This window comes from Methylobacterium sp. UNC378MF, assembly GCF_900103195.1.
Lineage (GTDB): Bacteria > Pseudomonadota > Alphaproteobacteria > Rhizobiales > Beijerinckiaceae > Methylobacterium.
In genome coordinates, this window is the sequence record NZ_FMWU01000008.1 from 145,189 (window position 1) to 164,527 (window position 19,339).

The 19,339-nt window shown below is 66.9% G+C and carries 17 protein-coding genes; 8 read left to right on the forward strand and 9 right to left on the reverse strand.

Going from position 1 to position 19,339, the window contains the following annotated elements; genetic code table 11:
• Positions 1 to 6: 6 nt before the first annotated feature.
• The 3 genes from BLT59_RS10600 to BLT59_RS10610 are packed head-to-tail and all read right to left on the reverse strand — an operon-like array spanning position 7 to position 5,298.
• Positions 7 to 3,072 (reverse strand): efflux RND transporter permease subunit, encoded by a 3,066-nt coding sequence (locus BLT59_RS10600; protein WP_091779203.1) that lies wholly within the window; start codon positions 3,070 to 3,072, stop codon positions 7 to 9.
• A 22-nt stretch (positions 3,073 to 3,094) separates the two neighbouring features.
• Positions 3,095 to 4,198, reverse strand: a complete 1,104-nt coding sequence (locus BLT59_RS10605; RefSeq protein ID WP_091779205.1) for an efflux RND transporter periplasmic adaptor subunit — start codon at positions 4,196 to 4,198, stop codon at positions 3,095 to 3,097.
• On the reverse strand, positions 4,195 to 5,298 hold the full coding sequence (locus BLT59_RS10610; RefSeq protein ID WP_091779207.1) for an efflux RND transporter periplasmic adaptor subunit: 1,104 nt from the start codon (positions 5,296 to 5,298) through the stop codon (positions 4,195 to 4,197). The genes BLT59_RS10605 and BLT59_RS10610 overlap by 4 nt, the downstream gene beginning before the upstream one ends.
• 97 nt (positions 5,299 to 5,395) lie before the next feature.
• On the opposite strand from BLT59_RS10610, the gene BLT59_RS10615 reads away from it, so the two are divergent.
• On the forward strand, positions 5,396 to 5,959 hold the full coding sequence (locus BLT59_RS10615) for a TetR/AcrR family transcriptional regulator (protein WP_091779209.1): 564 nt from the start codon (positions 5,396 to 5,398) through the stop codon (positions 5,957 to 5,959).
• Between the two features lie 10 nt (positions 5,960 to 5,969).
• Here BLT59_RS10615 and BLT59_RS10620 read toward each other — a convergent pair whose 3' ends face one another.
• The 3 genes from BLT59_RS10620 to BLT59_RS10630 are packed head-to-tail and all read right to left on the reverse strand — an operon-like array spanning position 5,970 to position 9,360.
• Positions 5,970 to 7,034 carry a sensor histidine kinase gene (locus BLT59_RS10620; RefSeq protein WP_091779211.1) on the reverse strand — a complete coding sequence of 355 codons (1,065 nt, stop codon included), beginning with the start codon at positions 7,032 to 7,034 and terminating at the stop codon, positions 5,970 to 5,972.
• A complete protein-coding gene (locus tag BLT59_RS10625; RefSeq protein WP_091779213.1) occupies positions 7,031 to 7,483 on the reverse strand; it encodes a response regulator in 453 nt (150 codons plus the stop codon). Before BLT59_RS10625 ends, BLT59_RS10620 begins: the two co-directional genes overlap by 4 nt.
• Positions 7,480 to 9,360, reverse strand: a complete 1,881-nt coding sequence (locus BLT59_RS10630) for an MHYT domain-containing protein (protein WP_091779215.1) — start codon at positions 9,358 to 9,360, stop codon at positions 7,480 to 7,482. Before BLT59_RS10630 ends, BLT59_RS10625 begins: the two co-directional genes overlap by 4 nt.
• A gap of 683 nt (positions 9,361 to 10,043) precedes the next feature.
• Between BLT59_RS10630 and BLT59_RS10635 the strand changes: the two genes are divergently transcribed.
• The gene (locus BLT59_RS10635; protein ID WP_244513935.1) at positions 10,044 to 10,550 is read left to right on the forward strand and encodes a hypothetical protein; all 507 of its coding nucleotides are present in this window, start codon (positions 10,044 to 10,046) and stop codon (positions 10,548 to 10,550) included.
• Between the two features lie 5 nt (positions 10,551 to 10,555).
• Here BLT59_RS10635 and BLT59_RS10640 read toward each other — a convergent pair whose 3' ends face one another.
• Complete coding sequence (locus BLT59_RS10640; protein ID WP_091779219.1) at positions 10,556 to 10,834, reverse strand: hypothetical protein; 279 nt, start codon at positions 10,832 to 10,834, stop codon at positions 10,556 to 10,558.
• Between the two features lie 439 nt (positions 10,835 to 11,273).
• Between BLT59_RS10640 and frc the strand changes: the two genes are divergently transcribed.
• Positions 11,274 to 12,551 carry a formyl-CoA transferase gene (frc, locus tag BLT59_RS10645; RefSeq protein ID WP_091779221.1) on the forward strand — a complete coding sequence of 426 codons (1,278 nt, stop codon included), beginning with the start codon at positions 11,274 to 11,276 and terminating at the stop codon, positions 12,549 to 12,551.
• A 182-nt stretch (positions 12,552 to 12,733) separates the two neighbouring features.
• Entirely contained in the window at positions 12,734 to 13,666 is a 933-nt protein-coding gene (locus tag BLT59_RS10650; protein WP_091779223.1) for a methionyl-tRNA formyltransferase, read from the forward strand.
• Between the two features lie 95 nt (positions 13,667 to 13,761).
• Here the strand turns inward: BLT59_RS10650 and BLT59_RS10655 are convergent, their stop codons facing one another.
• Both BLT59_RS10655 and oxlT read right to left on the reverse strand, forming a co-directional pair.
• Complete coding sequence (locus tag BLT59_RS10655; protein WP_091779225.1) at positions 13,762 to 14,433, reverse strand: class II aldolase/adducin family protein; 672 nt, start codon at positions 14,431 to 14,433, stop codon at positions 13,762 to 13,764.
• A 100-nt stretch (positions 14,434 to 14,533) separates the two neighbouring features.
• A complete protein-coding gene (oxlT, locus tag BLT59_RS10660) occupies positions 14,534 to 15,811 on the reverse strand; it encodes an oxalate/formate MFS antiporter (RefSeq protein ID WP_091779227.1) in 1,278 nt (425 codons plus the stop codon).
• Positions 15,812 to 16,291: 480 nt separating this feature from the next.
• On the opposite strand from oxlT, the gene BLT59_RS10665 reads away from it, so the two are divergent.
• The 4 genes from BLT59_RS10665 (at position 16,292) to BLT59_RS10675 (ending at position 19,330) form a co-directional block, all read left to right on the forward strand.
• Positions 16,292 to 16,984, forward strand: coding sequence for a GntR family transcriptional regulator (locus tag BLT59_RS10665; RefSeq protein ID WP_091779229.1), 693 nt, complete (start codon positions 16,292 to 16,294; stop codon positions 16,982 to 16,984).
• 398 nt (positions 16,985 to 17,382) lie between these two features.
• Positions 17,383 to 17,529, forward strand: a complete 147-nt coding sequence (locus BLT59_RS31250) for a hypothetical protein (protein ID WP_173009147.1) — start codon at positions 17,383 to 17,385, stop codon at positions 17,527 to 17,529.
• Between the two features lie 108 nt (positions 17,530 to 17,637).
• Positions 17,638 to 18,711, forward strand: a complete 1,074-nt coding sequence (locus BLT59_RS10670) for an HD-GYP domain-containing protein (protein ID WP_091779231.1) — start codon at positions 17,638 to 17,640, stop codon at positions 18,709 to 18,711.
• Between the two features lie 124 nt (positions 18,712 to 18,835).
• Positions 18,836 to 19,330 carry a CAP domain-containing protein gene (locus BLT59_RS10675; protein ID WP_091779325.1) on the forward strand — a complete coding sequence of 165 codons (495 nt, stop codon included), beginning with the start codon at positions 18,836 to 18,838 and terminating at the stop codon, positions 19,328 to 19,330.
• Positions 19,331 to 19,339: the final 9 nt, after the last annotated feature.

Genomic DNA, 19,339 nt, shown 5'->3' on the forward strand with positions numbered 1-19,339 from the left:
GGCCGATCAGCCGGTGTGAGCCGCCGGCCTGCCGCTCGCATCCGGGCGGATGCGGTAGCAGCCGATGTAGAGGGCCGGCAGAAACAGCAGCGTGAGGAAGGTCGCGGCCAGGATGCCGCCGATCATCGCGAAGGCCATCGGGCCCCAGAACACCTCGCGGGCGATCGGGATCAGGCCCAGGCTCGCCGCCGCGGCGGTCAGGAGGATCGGCCGCATGCGGTGGTGCGTCGCCTCGAACACCGCCTCCCACGGCGCCATCCCCTCATCCCGGAACTCCTCGATCTGGCTCACCAGAATCACCGCGTTGCGGATGATGATGCCGATGAGCGCCAGGATGCCCAGGATGGCGACGAAGCCCATGGGCTTGTCGAACAGGAGCAGCGCCGGCACGACGCCGATCAGGCCGAGCGGCGCGACGGTGAAGACAAGGAGCATCCGCCCGAAGCTCTGAAGCTGCATCATCAGCAGGAACGCCATGGCGAGCAGCATGACCGGGACCACCGCCGCGATCGGGCCCTGGCCCTTGGCCGATTCCTCGACGGCACCGCCGGTCTGGACGGTGTAGCCCTCGGGAAGCGCCTTGATGAAGGCATCCAGGCCGGGTTGCAGGGCGGCCACGATGGTGGCGGGCTGGGTCGCGTCGTGGATCGTGGCGCGCACCGTCACGGTCGGGAGACGGTCGCGGCGCCAGACGATCGGCTGCTCCAGATCGTAGCCGATCCGCGCGAAGGCGAGCACCGGGACCACGGTGCCGTTCGCGAGGCCGACCTGCAGGGATTGCAGCGTGTCCAGCGAGGACCGCTCGGCGGCCCGGGCACGGCCGACGACGTTGACCAGATAGATCGAGTCCCGGACCTGCGTGATCGCCTGCCCACCCTCGATCCCGTTCAGGATTCCGGCGACGTCCTGGCTGGTGACGCCGAGCTGGCGCGCCTTGTCCTGAAGGATCTCGACCCGCAGGACCTTGCCGGGCTCGTTCCAGTCGAAGGTCGGCACGTCGAGGCGCTTGTCGGCCGCGACCACGTTGGCCAGATCGAGGGAGAGGCGGCGTACCGTCTCCATCTTCGGTCCGCTGAGGCGGTATTGCACCGGCCGGCCCACGGGTGGGCCGAGGCTCAGGGGCTGAACGAGCACGTCGGTGCCGACGAAATCACGCAGGGCAATGGTTTGGAGGCGCGCCATGACCCGGTCGCGCACCTCCAGCGATTTCGTGACGATGACGATCTGGCCGAAGAACGCGTTGGCGAGCTGCTGATCGAGCGGGAGGTAGAAGCGCACCGCGCCCTCGCCGACATAGGACGACCAGCTCGTCACGTCCGGATCGCCCTTCAGGTTCGCCTCGAACCGGTCCATCTGCGCCCGCGTCTCGGCGATGGTGGCGTTCTGCGGGAGGGTGAGGTCGACCAGCACCTCGGACCGGTCCGAGGACGGAAAGAACTGCTGCTGCACATGGCCCATCCCGACGATGGCCGCGGCCATCAGACCGAGGCAGACGATGACCGTCGTCCAGTGCCAGCGCATGGCGATGCGCAACGCCCCGACGAACAGGCGCGTGAAGATCCCCTGCTTCTCCGTGTGATGCCTCATGGTCTTCGGCAGGAGCGTGACGCCGACGAGCGGGGCGAACAGGACCGCCACGACCCAGGAGACCAGCAGCGCGGCCGCGATCACCACGAAGAGCGAGTAGGTGTACTCGCCGGCGCCGGAGCCGTTGAAGCCGATCGGCAGGAAGCCTGCCACGGTGACGAGCGTTCCCGTCAGCATGGGGAACGCCGTCGACGTGTAGGCGAAGGTGGCAGCCTTCCGGAGGGTGTCGCCCCGTTCCAGGCGGGCGACCATCATCTCGACCGTGATCATGGCATCGTCGACCAGCAGGCCGAGCGCGATGATCAGCGCGCCGAGGGAGATGCGCTGCAAGGTGACGTCCATGATCTGCATGACCACGAAGACAATCGCCAGCACGAGCGGGATCGACACCGAGACGACGAGGCCGGCCCGGACGCCGAGGCTCACGAAGCTCACTGCCAGCACGATGATGACGGCCTCGACCAATGCCTCGGTGAAGCCGCCGACGGCATGCTCGACCTGCTTGGGCTGATCCGACACGAGGTGGACGCCGACGCCCACCGGAAGCGTGGCCTCGATCCGACCCATGCGCTCCTTCAGCGCTTCGCCGAAATGCAGCAGGTTGGCGCCCGGCCGCATCGCGATGGCGAGACCGATCGCGGGTTTGCCGTCCACGCGGAACAGCGGCGCCGGCGGATCCTCGTAGCCCCGGCTGATCTCGGCGATGTCGGCAAGGCGGAAGAAGCGGTCGTTCACCCGCAGGTTGAAGTCCTGGAGCGACGCCTCGGAGGCGAAGGAGCCGCTGACCCGCAGCGAGATGCGCTCCGGGCCGGCCTGGACGACGCCGGAGGCCGAGACCGCGTTCTGCGCTTGCAGCGCCTTGATCAGGGCCTGAAAATCGATGCCGTAACCGGCGAGCTTCCGGGTGGAGAAGTCGAGATAGATCGTCTCGTCCTGCGTGCCGATCAGCTGCGTCTTGCCGATATTGGGCACCCGCAGGACCTCGGTGCGGATGCTCTCGACGTAGTCGCGCAATTGCCGGTGCGTCAGGCCGTCGGCCGTGAACGCGTAGATGTTGCCGTAGACGTCGCCGAACTCGTCGTTGAAGAACGGCCCCTGCACGCCCTCCGGGAACTGGCCCTTGATATCGCCGAGCCGCTTGCGAACCTGGTAGAAGGCGGGCTGGATCTCGTTCTTCTTGAGGGTGTCGCGGAACTGGACGAAGACCGTCGACGATCCGGGCGTCGTGTAGCTGCGGACGTAGTCGAGGCCGTTGAGCTGCTGAAGCTCCTTCTCGACCCGGTCGGTGACCTGATCGAGGGTGTCCTTGATGGTCGCCCCCGGCCAAGTCGTCTGCACCACCATGGTCTTGATGGTGAAAGGCGGATCCTCCTCGCGGCCGAGGCGCGTGTAGGCCATCAGGCCCGCCACCAGCGAGACCAGCATCAGGAACCAGACGAACGAGCGGTGCTCGAGCGCCCAGTCGGAGAGGTTGAAGTCCTTCACGCGAAAACCCCGTGCGGCCGTGTCAGACGGCGCCGTCGGTCAGGCGCACGGCCTGGCCTTCCTTGAGGACATGGACGCCCGCGACCACCACGCGATCGCCCGCCTTCAGCCCATCGACGACCACGACGCGGCCGTCCTCGGCGTCGTCCCGTGCCGCCGCTACGGTCACGTCGCGGCGGGACACCGACTTGCCGTCGGCGGCGACGATCCAGACCGAGCGGCGGCCGTCGCCCTCGATCAGCGCCGATGCGGGCAGCCGCACGTGCGGCGGGACCTGCCGCGTCAGCGAGACATTGATGGTCGCGCCGAGCCGGAAGGCTGGGCCGGGCTGATTCAGAGTGATCCGGATGCGCTTGGAGCGCGTCCCGGCCTCCGCGAGCGGCGCGATCTCGCGGACGCGCCCGCGCGCCGTCAGCTCCGGCGCGCTCTGGAGGGCCACCGTGAACACACCGTCCGCCGGCAACGCCCCGGCATGGGATTCGGGAATATCGACCACGGCCTCGCGGACGTCCGGCCGCGCCACGGTCACGACCCCCTGCCCGGCGCTCAGCACCTGGCCGACTTCGGCGAGACGCTGTGTCACGACGCCGTCGAACTCGGCCTTGAGCTCGGTGTAGCCCATCTGGTCACGGGCCTTCTGCAGGCTCGCCATGGCTTGATCGACCCGTGCCCTGGCGGTCTCGCGTTTGGCGACCGCCTGGTCGAGGGTCGCCTGCGAGACGCTGTTGCCCGACATCAGGCGCCGGGTTCGGGCCTCGGCGGCGTCGGCGTTCTCGGCCTGCGCCTTCGCGTCGGCGAGGTCGGCCTCGGCGCGGGTCAGGTCGAAGCGGGTCACGATGGTGTCGAGCGCCGCGAGCCGCTGACCCCGGGTGACGAGATCGCCGATCGTGACGTCCCGCGCCACCATGCGGCCGGGGATCTGGAAACCGAGCTGCGCCTGATAGCGCGGCTCGATCGTGCCGGCGAACGGCCCGAACGTGACGGTGTCGCTCGGTACGACCACCTGCGTAAGCACCGGACGGATGGCAGCGGCCTCCGCGGCCTGGCCGCCCTCCTCGCTGTGCCCGTTGCAGCCCCCCAGCGTCGCCGCGACGAAGCTCAGGGCGAGGTACGTCCGCGCCTTCACGGGCGATCTCCGATCTCGGCGGCCGCGACAAGCTGGCCGGGGCGCAGGAACTGGATGCCGGCGACGACAACGCGCTCGCCCGGCTCGACGCCGCGCTTCAGCGCGATGATGTCGGGGCCGAAGCGGTCGATCTCGACGGCGCGCACCGATACCGTCCGGTGGTCGGGATCGTAGATCCACACGGAGGGCCGCCCGTCGTAGCGGTACAGCGCCGACCAGGGCAGGATCACCGATTCATGCGGCGCGAAGCGTCCGCGCCCGACCACGACCGCGCCGAGACCCATGCCGGCGGGCGTCGCCTTCAGACCGATCTTGACCCGCACCGTGCCGCTCGCGGAATCGACCGTCGGCGAGATCTCGCGCACGGTCCCGGTCGCGGTGACCGCCGGATCCGACTGCAGCGCGACCGCGATCGTGTCGCCGGCCGGGGGCTGCGCCAGCAGGGATTCGTAGACATTGAAGACCGCGTCGCGGGGGCCGTCCTGCGCGATCACCAGGACGGTCTGGCCTGACTGGACCACCTGGCCGACCTCGAAGCTGCGGCTGGTCACGACACCGGCCACGCCGGCGCGCAATTCCGTGTACGAGAACTGCTCCTGCGCGGTCCCGAGGGCCGCCTTCGCCGAGTCGACGGCTGCCTGTGTCGTGCGCAGCTCCTGCTCGGCATTGTCGTAGGTCGAGCGCGTGGTGAAGCCGCCGGCGAGAAGTTGCTTCTGGCGCTCGAACGACATCTTGGCCTGGGTCAGCAGCGCCTCGGCCGAAGCGAGGGCGGCCTTGGCGTTGTCGAGATTCGCTTGCTGGGTCAGCGGTTCGAGGACGGCGAGTACTTGGTCGGCGGTCACGTGGTCACCGACCTCGACACGCCGTTCGGCAACCTTGCCGTTCGTCCGGAACGAGACGTTGACCTGCGCCTGGGCCTGGATGTCGCCGGTCACCACGACATCGAGCGCCAGCGGCGTCCGGCGCGCCTGCACCACCCGAACGCGCGCCAGAGCCGGATCGAGCGCCGGTTCCGATTCGGCCCGAGCGCATCCGATCGATGCGAACGCGGTTAAGGCCAGTAGGATGGTCGCTGGGATAGCGAAGGCAATGCGGCTCATGCGATCGACCGTGTCGGCGCGACTCGTGCGAAATGCGTGGCGCGTTCCTACGCTATCCGTTACATACCGTCCAGACGGTTTTTAATGCAGGTCGGCGATGCAGGTGAAGCGACAGCGGCTGGCGGCGCGGCCCGAGATCATCTTGGAGGCGGCCGCGGCCGTGCTCCTGAAGGCCGGCGTGCGGGGGCTGACCATAGATGCAGTCGCGGCCGAAGCCGGGCTGAGCAAAGGCGGGGTTCTGCACCATTATGCGTCGAAGGATGCACTGGTGGCGGCCCTCGTCGCCCGCAAGCTCGCGGATGTGCGGGCGGAGATCGACGCCTGCGCGCGCGAGATTCCCGCCGGTCCATCGCAACTTCCCCGCGCGATGGTTGCGCATATCCGCGGGCATTATTGCGAGGACGACGAGTCGGCCCGTGCGCTTCTCCTGGCATCGATGGAATCGCCGGAAGCACAGAAGGACTTCCAGGCGTTCGTCGCGGATCAGCTGGACCAGCTCGGACGGATCGACGGCGCCCGCCCTGGCGAGGGCTCTGTCCTTTACTTCGCCATTCTGGGTCTGTTCATGACCCGGGCGCTGGGCTTTCAGCAGCTCGATGGGGATGCCCTGGCGCCGATGCTCGACGCCCTCGATCGCTTGGCCGGGCAGGCCGACAGCTGAGGAAGCGGGCTCAGGCCTGGAACGCGAGAATCGCCCGGGTGCCGCGGCTCCTCGGAACGTACGATAAGGCCGAGCGCAGGTTCGACGCCATGGCGCGCACGATCCGCGATCCGAGGCCGGTGCCGCGGATCTCGCCCTCCCCGGTCCAACCGATGCCGTCGTCCTCGACGGCCAGGAGTACAGTGTCGGCGGCGTCGCACTCGATAGCGACACGGATTTCGCCCGACGTGCCGAGCGGATAAGCGTACTTGTAGGCGTTGGTGACGAGTTCGGTCACGACCACGCCGACCGACACAGCCTTGTCCGTCGAGAGGCGCACAGGCGCGGCCTGCAGGCGTATCGCATGATCCCGCCCGCTTGCCCGCATGGCCGCCTGCAGTTCCTCAACGAGACTTTGCAGGTAGGCGTCGAGTTCGACGGATTCCACGTCGTCCGAGGTGTAGAGGCGGCGATGGATACCCGCGATCGCCGAGATCCGAGCCTGCATCTCGTCGAGCGCCGCCTTGGCGGCCGTGTCCGTCACGGCGTTGCGCTGCATGTGCGCCAGCGCCGCAACGAGTGCCAGAGAATTGGCCACGCGGTGATTGACCTCGCGCAGCAGCAGTTCGGCACGGTCGCGCGCCTCGCGCATCTCGGCCTCTGCCCGCTCCTTGTCGCGCCGGAGGCTCTCCTGCCGGAGTGCCGTGGCGACGGCCTCGCCGAGCAGCTCCCGAAATTGGCCTTGGACGTCCTTCCAGACGTAGTCCACCGCGCCGGCCTTCAAAGCCGCCACGGCAACGCGGCTGTCCTCCGAGCCGGTCACGTAGATGACCGGGGGCGCCTCGGGCAGCGCGCGGATTTCCGGCAGCAGGTCGAGGCCGGTCTGGCCGGGCATATGGTGGTCGAGGGCGACGGCATCGATCCCGCCCTGCGCGAGCCGCGCCAGGCCCGCGGCGCCGTCGGAACAGAGTTCGACCGTGTAGCCACGCTTTTCCAGGGCGCGCCGAACCAAGCGTCCGAGGCCTGGATCGTCGTCGATGTAGAGGATGCGTGCCGCCGCGGCGGTGACATCCCCGCTGGCACGTCCGGCGCTCATGGGTTCTGCGGAACCTGCATGACCGAGAAGAACAGTCCGAGCTGGCGGATCGCGTTCGCGAAGCCGTCATAGCTCACCGGTTTGGTGATGTAGACATTGGCGCCGAGATCGTAGCAGCGCTGGATCTCGCGGCTGTCGTCCGTGGTGGTCAGCACCACCACGGGGGAGCGCCGCGTATGCGGATTCGCTTTGACCTTCTCGAGGATATCGAGGCCGGTCATGTCGGGCAGGTTGAGATCGAGCAGGATCAGCAGATGCCGCCGCGCGCTCGCCTCGCCGGTGCCATCGGTCCCGAAAAGGTATTCCAGCGCGGAGGTGCCGTTCCGGAACGGGATGATCTCGTTGTTGACGCCGGCGCGGCGGATGTTCCGCTCGATCAGGCGCGCATGCCCTTCGTCATCCTCGATCATCACGATGCTGACGGGGTGCACGGGCGGTTCCACGCTCATTCGGCGGCGATGGACGCCGGTTCAGGGTTTCTGTCCGCTGTAGCTGTCCCGCGCGGCAAGGTCACGTCGAACGTCGTGCCGACACCGAGTTCTGAACGGATCTCGATTCTGCCGCCGAACGAGCGCACCAGAGCCTTCACGTGGGCGAGGCCGATCCCCTCGCCCTGACGATCCTGGACGCCCGACCTGCGGAAGAGTTCGAACACGCGGGCATGGTCCCGCGCCGCGATCCCTCGACCGTTATCGGCGACGGAGAAGCAGACACTGCGATCGCCGATGGACTTGGCCGTAACGGTGACGCGTCCAGGCCGTGTCGAGTCGAGGTATTTCACGGCATTGTCCAAGAGGTTGCCGAAAATCTGCTCGACCGCGAGTCGATCGGCGACGATCCCCGGCAAATCGCGAGCGATCGTCACTGAGGCGCCGACCGCCTCCGCCTGATGCCGCTGGGCGTCCGCCACGCCGCGGAGCAGGTTCGTCATGTCGAGGGGTTCGGGCGAGAATTGCCGGCGCCCCTCGCGGGAGAGCTTCAGGACGGCGGCGATCAGCCCCTCCATCCGGTTCACCGCCGCCTTGATGAAGCCGAGCGCTTCGCCGAGATCCGCGTCGAGCCGCTGCGCCTCCGGGTGCCCCCGGAGGGCCGTGGCGATCTCGGTCCGGGTCGCCTCCAACTCGCTCGTGAACCCCATCACGTTGACCAGCGGCGCGCGCAAGTCGTGGCTGACGATGTAGGCGTAGCGCTGGATCTCCTCGTTCGATTCGCGCAGGTCGGCTTCGGCCTGCCGCTGCTCGGTGATGTCCGTGTGGACCCCGACCCACTCGCGGATCGCGCCCCGCGCGTCGAGCACCGGGATGGCTCGGATCGCGAAGTGGCGCCACGTCCCGTCGCGGGACCGGACCCGGTGCTCGTGAATGTAGGTGCGCCGCGCCCGTACGGTCGCGTTCCAGCTCTCGACGGAGGCCTGCATGTCATCGGGATGCACCGCATCGGCCCAGCCGTAGCCCTGATACTCCTCCCGCGTCTGACCCGTAATCGCGCTCCAGCCGGGTTGATCGCCAATCATCCGGCCCTCGGGATCGTTCGTCCAGAGCACGCCGCGCACCGCCTGGACCGCGGCGCGGAACCGGGCCTCGCTCGCCTGGAGTTCCCGCTGCACGCGCTGCTGGTCCAAAGACGAGGCGAGCATCGCGAGGAACAGAATGAGGAAGGTCGCGCCGGCGATGTAGAGCGCGAGATTCTGCCGCCCCTGCACGCCGATTACGGCATGTGCGGCGTGGGCGCCGGCCGCTTCGGCGGTGACCGTCGCCGCGGCCATGCCTGTGTAGTGCATCCCCGCCACCGCCAGACCCATGACACAGGCCGCGAGGAGCTTCTGCCAGACGCCGTGCTGGCGGAAGGAGAGCCACAGGGCAGCCGTCGCCGCCGTCACGGCGATCGCCACTGAGAGGGCGACCACGGCCGGGCTGTAGGCGAGGTTGCCGGGGATCCGGAGCGCCGCCATGCCGGTGTAGTGCATGCCGGCGACGCCCAGGCCCATCAGCGGACCGGCCACGAAGAGCCCGCCGGGCCCTTTGCCGACGCGCGCCGCCCACAGGAAGGCGGACCCTGTGGCCGCGATGGCGATTGCGAGGGACAGGAGCGTTAAGCCGAGATCGTAGGCGGCCGGCATGCCCATCTCGAAGGCCAGCATGCCGACGAAGTGCATCGACCAGATACCCCCGCCCATGGCGAGCGCCGCGCCGGCGATCCACGGCCAGCGCGGACCGGCGACGGGGCCACGGAGGCGGGCACCCAGGTCCAGCGCGGTATAGGACGCGAAGACTGCCAGGCCGATCGACAGGGCGACGAGGGCCGGATTGTAGCCAGTATGGACCATCGACTGCGACCGACGCCTGAAGAGCGCTGGCTCCGATGTATCCCGGGCGCATGCTCGGCGCTATCGCAATTCCGAGGCGCCCAAGTCTTCTGAATACCGCGCCTCGTCGAGGGCTCTCGGGCTGCACGGCACGGCTTCCGATTGACGGCTGCCGGGAGCTTCTGGACCCTCTGATCGACGTCGCGATGTCATATCGTATGGCGCGGCGTCGTGCTGCATGGTCGCGACAGGCTACGGCAAGCACGAGCTGCGATGATCGGCCGGAGTATGTGCCTGCTCGAAGATCGGCCGGCATGCCGCGCATTCGATCGGGTTAACCGCCGATTGCGGGTGCTGGCCGCGCCCTCCGGTGGCCGGCGACGAGCCGATCCGGGTGCCGCTGCCGATGCGCTGCCCGGCCATGAAGAAAAAATTCGCGTGCGTCGCGCGGCGATGGTCTCTCCTGCCGTGCGTGCGCGTTCTAGGTTCTGTCGATCGCTCATCGCGAATGCAGATTCATGAACGGACACGCCGCGGTACGACTTCCGGACGATCTGCGCGAAGCTCTGGCGCAGGCTCTGTACGATTATGATCAGAGCGATGGGGATGATCGACCCGCCTGGACCGGTGCCGATCTGGCGGCTCGGAATCCCGCTCTTCGGGAGCGCTACCTCCAATCCGCCGACGCCCTCGTCGATGGGCCGTTGGCGGCATGGCTGGCGTGTCGCCTCGCCGACGAAGAGGAATTACGCGTTCTGCGTCGGCAGCGTATGGCGCCGGAGCGCGAGCGCGAGCTTCTCGAAGCCAACAACCGCTTGCTCGCGCGGGCCGAGTTTGCCGAATCGGCCCGGGCGGCTGCGGAGGACGCCCTTACCACGCTGCGCCGCGAGCGCGACGTGGCCCGGGAAGCGGAGGCGTTCTGGCAGCAATTTGCGTTCGACGCCGACGATCTCGCAACCCGCCGCCTTATCGAGCAGACGGAGACGCGCGCCGAGGCCGAGAGACGCGCGATCGAGGAACGATGCCGACGGGAGCGCGCGGAAGCGGCGCTGCGCCTGTTTGCCGACCGCGCCGACGTCATGCCGAAGGAGGGCTGGGCGTCGGAATTGGCGCACGCCAACCGTGATATCCCGCTCTGGTGGTTCCATGCGGCGCGGGTCGCACTCGAGCCGCCGGACCTCACCAAGCCGACCGGAGACAGCGAGGCCTGAGAGCGTCAGGCCGCGGCGGGCTGCTTTCCACTCGTGTCCCGGAACAAGGCCGTGCAGCCGGAGCCACGATGCATGCTCAGGATCGACGCGCGGTCGATTTCCGGGTGGGTCTTGAGGACTTTCTGGACGCAGGCGAGGACGCGTTCGTATTGCGCGGCATCGTAGTTCGGCTCCAGCGGGCTCACTGCGATGTAAGTCTCGACCACGAGCACGCGCTCGGCATGATCGTGGGCGACATCGACGGCGATCCAGGAGGATTTGATCAGGCTGGTGCTGGCGAGCATGGGCGTCCCTCGATCAGCGTTACGCGGTTCAGCCCGCGGCGGCGGGCAATTTTGGCGAAATCATGGACCGCTGGCCTACGAATGCCAAGAGGCCGCTTGCCTCCATGCTTTAACGGACGTGTTGAGCGTCATGGCGCCCCGGCCTACGGTTGGCCGAGAGGCCCGCGGGCCCGATCCACAATAGGCACTCGCATCCGAAGAATGGCATGTGGTATACAAATTATCGGACTCGTCACCCCGGGTCCGTGTGACGGTGTCGCGATACGACGAGGCCGCGCTTTGGGAGGGAGAACAAACATGATCCGCTTGAGGATGGAAGCCCCCTGTCCCGGCGTTGCGCCCCGCACGTTACGGGACCGTGCCGGCATCGAGCCGGTATCCCGCCCGGCCTGAGCCGATTTCCGATATCCCGCGACCGACTCCAACTCCGAGACCGATCATGACAAAGGCCCTCGAAGGCGTCCGCATTCTGGACTTTACCCACGTTCAATCCGGTCCGACCTGTACACAGCTCCTGGCTTGGTTCGGCGCCGACGTCATCAAGGTCGAGCGGCCGGGCGTCGGCGACGCCACGCGCCAGCAGCTTCAGGATGTCCCGGACGTGGACAGCCTGTATTTTACGATGCTGAACCACAACAAGCGCTCGATCACGCTCGACTCGAAGAACCCGAAGGGCAAGGAGGTTCTCTGGCGCCTGATCAAGGAATGCGACGTCCTGGTCGAGAACTTTGCCCCAGGCGCGCTCGCCCGCATGGGTCTCACCTGGGAGAAGATCCACGAGGCCAACCCGCGGATGATTCTCGCCTCCGTGAAGGGCTTCGGCCCGGGCCGCTACGAGGATTGCAAGGTCTATGAGAACGTCGCCCAATGCGCCGGCGGCTCGGCTTCAACCACGGGTTTCCGCGATGGCATCCCGATGGTGACGGGTGCTCAGATCGGCGATTCCGGCACTGGCCTGCACCTCGCGCTCGGTATCGTCACGGCCCTGTACCATCGGACCCAGAGCGGTCTCGGTCAGAAGGTCGACTGCGCGATGCAGGACGGTGTTCTGAACCTGTGCCGGGTCAAGCTGCGCGATCAGCAGCGGCTCGCGCATGGGCCGCTGAAGGAGTACAGCCAGTTCGGTGAGGGCATCCCGTTCGGCGAGGCGACCCCGCGCGCGGGCAACGATTCCGGCGGTGGTCAGCCCGGTCGCATCCTGCGCTGCAAGGGCTGGGAACAGGATCCGAATGCCTACATCTACGTGATCACGCAGGCCGCTGTCTGGGAACCGATCTGCGACATCATCGGTGAGCCCGACTGGAAGACGGATCCGAACTACGCGACCCCGAAGGCGCGCCTGCCGCATCTCAACGAGATCTTCACGCGGATCGAGGCCTGGACGATGAAGGTGTCGAAGTTCGAGGCGATGGACACCCTGAACAAGTACGACATCCCCTGCGGGCCGATCCTGTCGATGAAGGAGATCGCCGAGGACGAGTCGCTGCGGAAGACCGGCACCATCGTGGAGGTCGATCATCCGACCCGCGGCAAGTACCTGACTGTGGGCAATCCCATCAAGCTGTCGGCGAGCCCGAGCGAGGTCAAGCGCTCCCCGCTGCTCGGTGAGCACACCGACGAGATCCTCCGTACGGTGCTCGGCTATTCCGAGGCCGAGGTCGGCGAGATCTCCGAATCCGGCGCGATCGGCGTGGTTCAGAAGATCGCCGCCGAGTGAGCGGCCGGCGGCAATCCCGGCCTCGGGCCGTGGATTGCCGCCGTTTCATCCGGGGCCGCGCCGTCCCGTATTTCCGATGACGCGGTCAGATAGCCAGGGCACGGCTAGGTACCGCCGAGCCCGGCGTTTCGACCGTCCCCTCCCCGGCCCGCGACAGGACCGGACGAAGCCCAGGAGATTGCATGCGCATCGCCTTCATCGGCCAACAGGATTTCGGCAAGGCAGTCCTGGAGGCGTTCCTCAAGCGAGGCGATGAGGTCGCCGCGGTGTTCTGCGCGCCCGAGAAGCCCGGCGCCAAGCCGGACGTCCTCAAGACGGCGGCGGTCGAGAAGGGATTGACGGTCTTCCAGTTTCCCAGCCTGAAGAGCCCGGAAGCCGAGGCCGCCATGCGCGGGCTCAATGCCGATATCGGCATCATGGCCTACGTGCTGCAATTCGCGCCGCAGAGCTTCGTGAACATCCCGAAGCACGGGACGATCCAGTATCATCCGAGCCTTCTGCCGCGCTATCGCGGCCCGTCCTCAATCAACTGGCCAATCGCACGGGGCGAGTTGCAGACCGGCCTCACGATTTTCAGGCCCACCGATGGCCTCGACGAGGGGCCGGTGATCCTGCAGAAGACCTGCCCGATCGGCGCCGACGCGACGTTGGGCGACGTCTATTTCGACGCCCTGTTCCCAATGGGCGTCGAGGCGATGCTCGAGGCGGCCGATCTCGTCGTTGCCGGACAGCATGTCGAGGTCGACCAGGATGAGGATGCCGCGAGCTATGAAGGCTGGTTCCGGGGGGCCGAGGCGGAGATCCATTGGTCGGCCCATGCCGAACAGATCTACAATCTGATCCGCGCGGCCAATCCGGCGCCTGGCGCTTGGACGACGCTCGACGGCAAGAAGCTTCAGATCTTCGATTCCAGCCTGCATCGGATCCGCAAGCTCGCCGATGTCGTCGGCAAGCCCGGTGAGGTGGTCGCCGTCGACGACACGGGCTTCAGTGTCTGCGCGCAGGGCGGCCGGATCGAGGTCCGCAAGGTGAAGGCGGAGGGCGGCAAGAAGGTCGGGGCCGCCGACTTCGCCCGGGATGTTGGACTAGTCGTCGGGCAGGTGCTCGGGCGCTAGGCGGCCCGCACCCGACGCGTGATCGCATCCGTGACGGCTTATTGCATCTGGCCGATCACGATACGCCGCGCCGCGGATGCCCCGCGGCGTCTCGGCTACTGCGTTTCGGGACGGGGCAGTCCGGCCGCATTCAGGCCGTAGCTGCGGAAGCGCTTGACCGTTTCGTTGATCTCGTCGTCGGACAGGACGATCGGAGTCCCGATCTGCCGCGCCACCGCGTATTGCTGGCAAAGCGTCTCCAACTCGACAGCGAGCCAGAGAGCCTTCTCCAGGCTGTCACCGGCCGCGATCATGCCGTGATTGGCGAGGAGGCAGACATTGCGGCCGACGAGGGCCGCCAGCGCCAGATCGGAGAGTTCCGCCGTGCCGTAGGGCGCGTAGGGCGCGCAGCGCACGTTCGGTCCTCCGAAGGCCGCAATCATGTAGTGGACCGCCGGGATCGCCTGACCGCAGATGGCGAAGGCCGTGCAGTAGACCGGATGTGCGTGGACCACCGCACCGAATTCCGCACGGGACGCCAGGATGTCCCGGTGAAAGCGCCATTCCGAAGAGGGCTTCTGCTCCGGTGTATGCGTGCCGTCGAATGCCAGCCGGACCACGTCGTCCGGGCCCATCTTTTCGGTGGGCAGGCCGGATGGGGTGATCAGGAGCCCGTCGCGGAAGCGCACCGAGACGTTCCCAGACGTCCCGCGGTTCAGACCCTGGGCGTCGAGGGCACGCGCCGCCGCCACGACGCCCTCCCGCGCAACCCGTTCGTCCCGATCCATGCCCGATCTCCGGAAGGCCCGGTTCCCGGTATGCAGGAAGCCCGGCGCCGTAAAGACGGCGCCGGGCTCATTTTCGTCAGTCCGGAGCTACAGGGCCAAGCTACTGGGCCAGGACCGGCGCGAGGCTTGCCTCGGGCTTCTTGGTATAGGCAGCGCGCATCGGCTTGAGGACGAACAAGGCTAGCAGAGCCGCGACGATGTTGAGCGCCGCCGCCACCAGGAACACCGTGTGCCAGCTCCCCGTCATGGTCGTGAGTACGCTGGTATAGGGGACGATGAGCGCCGCCGTGCCTTTTGCCGTGTAGAGCAGGCCGGCATTGGTGGCCGCGTATTTCGAGCCGAACGTGTCGCCGCAGGTCGCCGGGAACAGCGAGTAGATCTCGCCCCAGGCGAAGAACACGAGGCCGGTCAGCAGCACGAAGGCGATCGGGTTCTGGCCGAACTGGCTCAGCGCGTAGATGCCCAGGCCCTCGATGGCGAAGGAGAGGAACATCGTGTTCTCGCGGCCGATATGGTCGGAGACCCAGCCGAAGAACGGTCGGGTGACGCCGTTGAGCACGCGGTCCAGCGTGGCCGCGAAGGTCAGCGCCGGCAGGGTGATCCCAAGAAGCGAGACCGGGACGTCGGCGATCTTGAAGTCCTTGGCGATCGGGCCGAGCTGAGCGGTGGCCATCAGGCCGCCAGCGGCCATCATGACGAACATCGCATACATGACCCAGAAGATCGGGGTCCGGACCATCTCAGCCGGCTTGTAGTCGCGCTTCGACTGGCTGACCCGAGCGACCTCCGGAACCTGACCCTTGGCCGGCGCCCGCAGAAACAGGGCGATCAGCATCACGATGACGCCCTGACCGATGCCGAAATAGAAGAACGCTGCCTCGTAGCCTTGCGACTTGATCATCGCCTGGATCGGCACGACGGTGAGGGCCGAACCCGCGCCGAAGCCCATCGCGGTGATGCCTGCAGCGAGGCCGCGGCGGTCTGGGAACCACTTCAATGAGTTGCCGACGCAGGTTCCGTAGACCGCTCCGGCACCGGTGCCGCCGATCGCAGCCGCGATGTACAGCACGGTGAGCGAATCCGCGTACGAATTGATGACCCAGGCTATGGCGCAGAGCAGCCCGCCGAACAGCGTGACGATGCGCGGGCCGTACTTATCGACGAACCAACCCTCGATCGGGACCAACCACGTTTCCGTGACGACAAACAGCGTGAACGCCACTTGGATCGCGGCGCGATCCCAGCCGTGCCGCTCCTGCATCGGGTTCACGAAGAAGGTCCAGCCGTACTGCATGTTCGCAATCATGCACATGCAAACGACGCCGAAGGCGAGTTGCAGCCAGCGGCCGCGCCCCACCGGTTTGACGATCTCGGACATACCGTTCCCTCCTTGGCAGTATTATTGTCGGCGTGTGTGCTAGGACCGGATTTATGCCCTGCCTTGGCGCAGCTTGGCAGAACAAGATGACCGGGATTCTTCGAAAAATTCTTGGCCCGCAGGCAAATAAAGTCTCAACTACAACGGCATACGCCTCGGACCCAGAAGCTCACATCTGATGGTCGACGGTATGCCAGCAGGATGGTGCTGATATCGCCCCAAGCTGTCAATCGAACCTGCAGAAAAATACACGTTTCCGGGATTGGATTAAATTGGATCGGTCGAACGTAGGTTCCGGGTCGCCGGTTCGCGGTTGCACCCGCACAACTTTCACGCGGCAGAAAGCCCGCAAAGGTCACAGGTCTGTGGGACCGCTCCGCAATCGACTAGGATCTCGCCAAGGTTTGGGTTAGGTCGTTTGAGAGCGCACGACAGAGAACGCGTGCGAGACATCATGCGTGTGAGCTGACTGGACGAGGGATGTCGAATTCCGAACCGCTGAGCGTGAAGCCCATCGTCGCCAGCTCCAGTCTCCGGACCTTGGCCTACGAGGCGCTCAAGACGGCCATCACCAACATGGACATCTACGGGCGTCCGGACGAGGTTCGACTCGACGAGCGCAAGCTTTCGCAGGATCTCGGCGTCAGCCGGACGCCGGTGCGCGAGGCGCTGACGGTTCTGGAGCAGGAAGGCTTCGTTCGCTCCGAGGCTCGGCGCGGCGTCTTCGTGATCAAGAAGAACAAGCGCGAGATCGTCAGCATGATCCACGCCTGGACGGCGCTGGAGAGCATGGCGGCTCGCCTCGCCTGCGTCCGGGCCACCGATGCTCAATTGCGCTCGCTGCGCGAGTCTTTCCCGGAGTTTTTCGAGGGGCAGCCGTCCGAGCACATCGACGAGTATTCGGATGCGAACATCCGCTTCCACCAGCGCATCATCGCGCTGGGTCACTGCGACGCGATTGCCGATCTGACCAGCAATCTCCTGATGCATGTGCGTGGCATCCGCAGCACGGCGCTCCGGCAGGGCGATCGGGCGGAGCGTTCGATCCGGGAGCATGTCGCCATCATTTCGGCGCTCGAAGCCCGCGATGCCGACTTGGCCGAAAGGCTCGTGCGCGAGCACGGGCTCGGGCTCGCTCAACACGTGGACACGTACGGCGATTACCTGGACTGATCGACATCCGCTGTCCAATCTGGCCGATCGTCGGCGTGGACCTCGTCCCTCCCTGTCATGAAGTTCCCCCGCTCGCTCGACGGGCGCGATCGACGTTGCAGAACGCCTGCCCTCTCACGAGATGCCGGAACCCGCTCCACCGCGGGTCTCAAATTTAATCGCGCGCCATTGTTGCGGCACCGCAAAAACTTTTCGGTTGTCCGGCATCACAGCACAGGCCGCGAGTTACGCCTCTACACGCATGAGACCAGGCAATTTCCGCCGAGAGCAGATCACTCTCCGCGCTCTATGCATGCACAGCATGATCGGTATTCGTTATCTGGCATACCACGTTGCGAGGCGGCATGGCATCTATCGCATCGCAACATAGAGCGGTCCCCACCGCGCCGGAGAGTCCGATGATCGCCAGCTTCCTCGCCATCTTTGTCGCTTTCGCCGCCTGCCAGGCCCTGCTGACCGTGAAGTTCGCGGATTTCCTGTCCGCCGGTGAAGGTGGCCGCAAGACCCTCGAGCCGACCGCCGTTGCGACTGCGAAGCTCGCCTGAGAACAGGGCCTGGCTCCGACGCAGGGGACTGCGTAGGGTTAACGCTTTCCTCAAATTTTACGCGTAAGGTGAACCGATCGTTGACCGTGCGGACGAGGAGCAACCGCGTTGGCCCTCGGCGCCGCATCGCGTTTCTCGGACGGCCCCTTCGTCCTCCTCGTCTCGGATCGCCCGTCCGAACGGTCAGCCCTTGAACGCGCCATCGCGCTCGTGATGAACTGCCGGGCGATCCCGCCCGGCGTACCGCTGCCTTCAGCGCGGCCACATCTCGTCATCCTGGATCTGCCGCCGGCCGATACTGCCAAGCTGCAGTCCGCCCTGGCCCGTCACGGATCGCCGGTTCCGCGCCTCGTTCTCGTGCGCGGCGAACCCATGCCGGGCGCCCGCTACCTGCGCCAGCTGCCGGCCGCGTCGCCTCGGCAACTCGTTCTGGCGAATGTCTTCGCCATGATCGAGGAGGCGTCGCGCGCCGCAGAGGCGCGGCAGCGTCGGCTCCTGGATTGCGTCTCGGGCGCCACTGCCGTCGTCGCCGAGATCTTCGACAGTGCCGCCCTCGGTGCCCGATTGCAGCGTGCTGACGCGGATCGCGGAACCGAGCTGGTTCTGGCGGCTGTCTCCGAGGTGGGGATCGCCGATTGGCTCGCCGAGGTCTGGCGCCACGAGATCGGCGTCTATCAGCACACCCTCGGCGTCGCCGGGCATGCCGCGACCTTCGGTTCACAGATCGGTCTGAGTCAGACTGATCTCACGTTGTTGGTGCGGTCGGCGCTGCTGCACGACATCGGTAAGGCGCGGATCCCCGTGGAGATCCTCAACAAGCCAGGGCCGCTCAATGCCGAGGAGTTGCGGCTGATGCAGCGCCATCCCGATATCGGTGCCCATCTGCTACGGGCGCACGGCGATTTCGAGGACGCGGTGATCGACGTGGTCCGACACCACCACGAGCGCCTGGACGGGAAGGGATATCCCGATCGGCTGTCTGGCCCGGCGATCGCGGACCTCGTGCGGATCGTGACGATCTGCGACGTGTTCTCCGCCCTGACCGAGCGGCGGACCTATCGGCAGCCCGCCACCCCCGCAGAGGCACTGTCGATCATGGCCGGCAGCACCGGGCACATGGATCCGGATCTCCTGCGCGCTTTCGCGCCCTCCATGCTGAAGGGAAGCGCTCTCGCGGCGTGATCGGGTGGGCGTGGCACCCGCGCCACGCTCCTCCGCGGGATCGTGCAGGTCCGCCGCGCGCCGCGCTTTCGCCGCAACCCTGCCGGAGGGAGACGGTCCCATTCCGCTGATCGCCCTCCGGACCGTGCCCAAGCTCAGTCTCGCCCTCGCTGCCGCCCTCCTGATGACCCTCACCGGATGCGGCGGTCTCTCGGTCATGCCCGAGACGTCCATCGAGAACGCGACGCACACTGCGGTGCTCGACGAGGTCGCGGCCGCAGCGGCCATCTCGGCCTACCGGGTCCAGCACGGCCTGAACCCGGTCGTGGTCGACCCGGCTCTCGTGAAGGCGGCGGCCTTCCAGGCCGGAAACAACGCCCGCCACGGTCAGCTCAGCCACGAGGTCGGCGGCAGCTTCACCTCGCGCATGGCGTCGGCCGGTTTCGCGAAAGCTTGGGCGGCCGAGAATCTCAGTGCCGGGTCCGAGACCCTGGAGCAGGTGCTCGCCCGCTGGAAGGCGAGCCCTGAGCACAACAAGAACATGCTGCTGCCGCAGATCCGGAGGATCGGGATCGCCCGGGTCGATGCCCCCACCACGCGATACAAGCGCTTCTGGGCGCTCGTGATGGCTGGCAGTTGACGCCGGGCT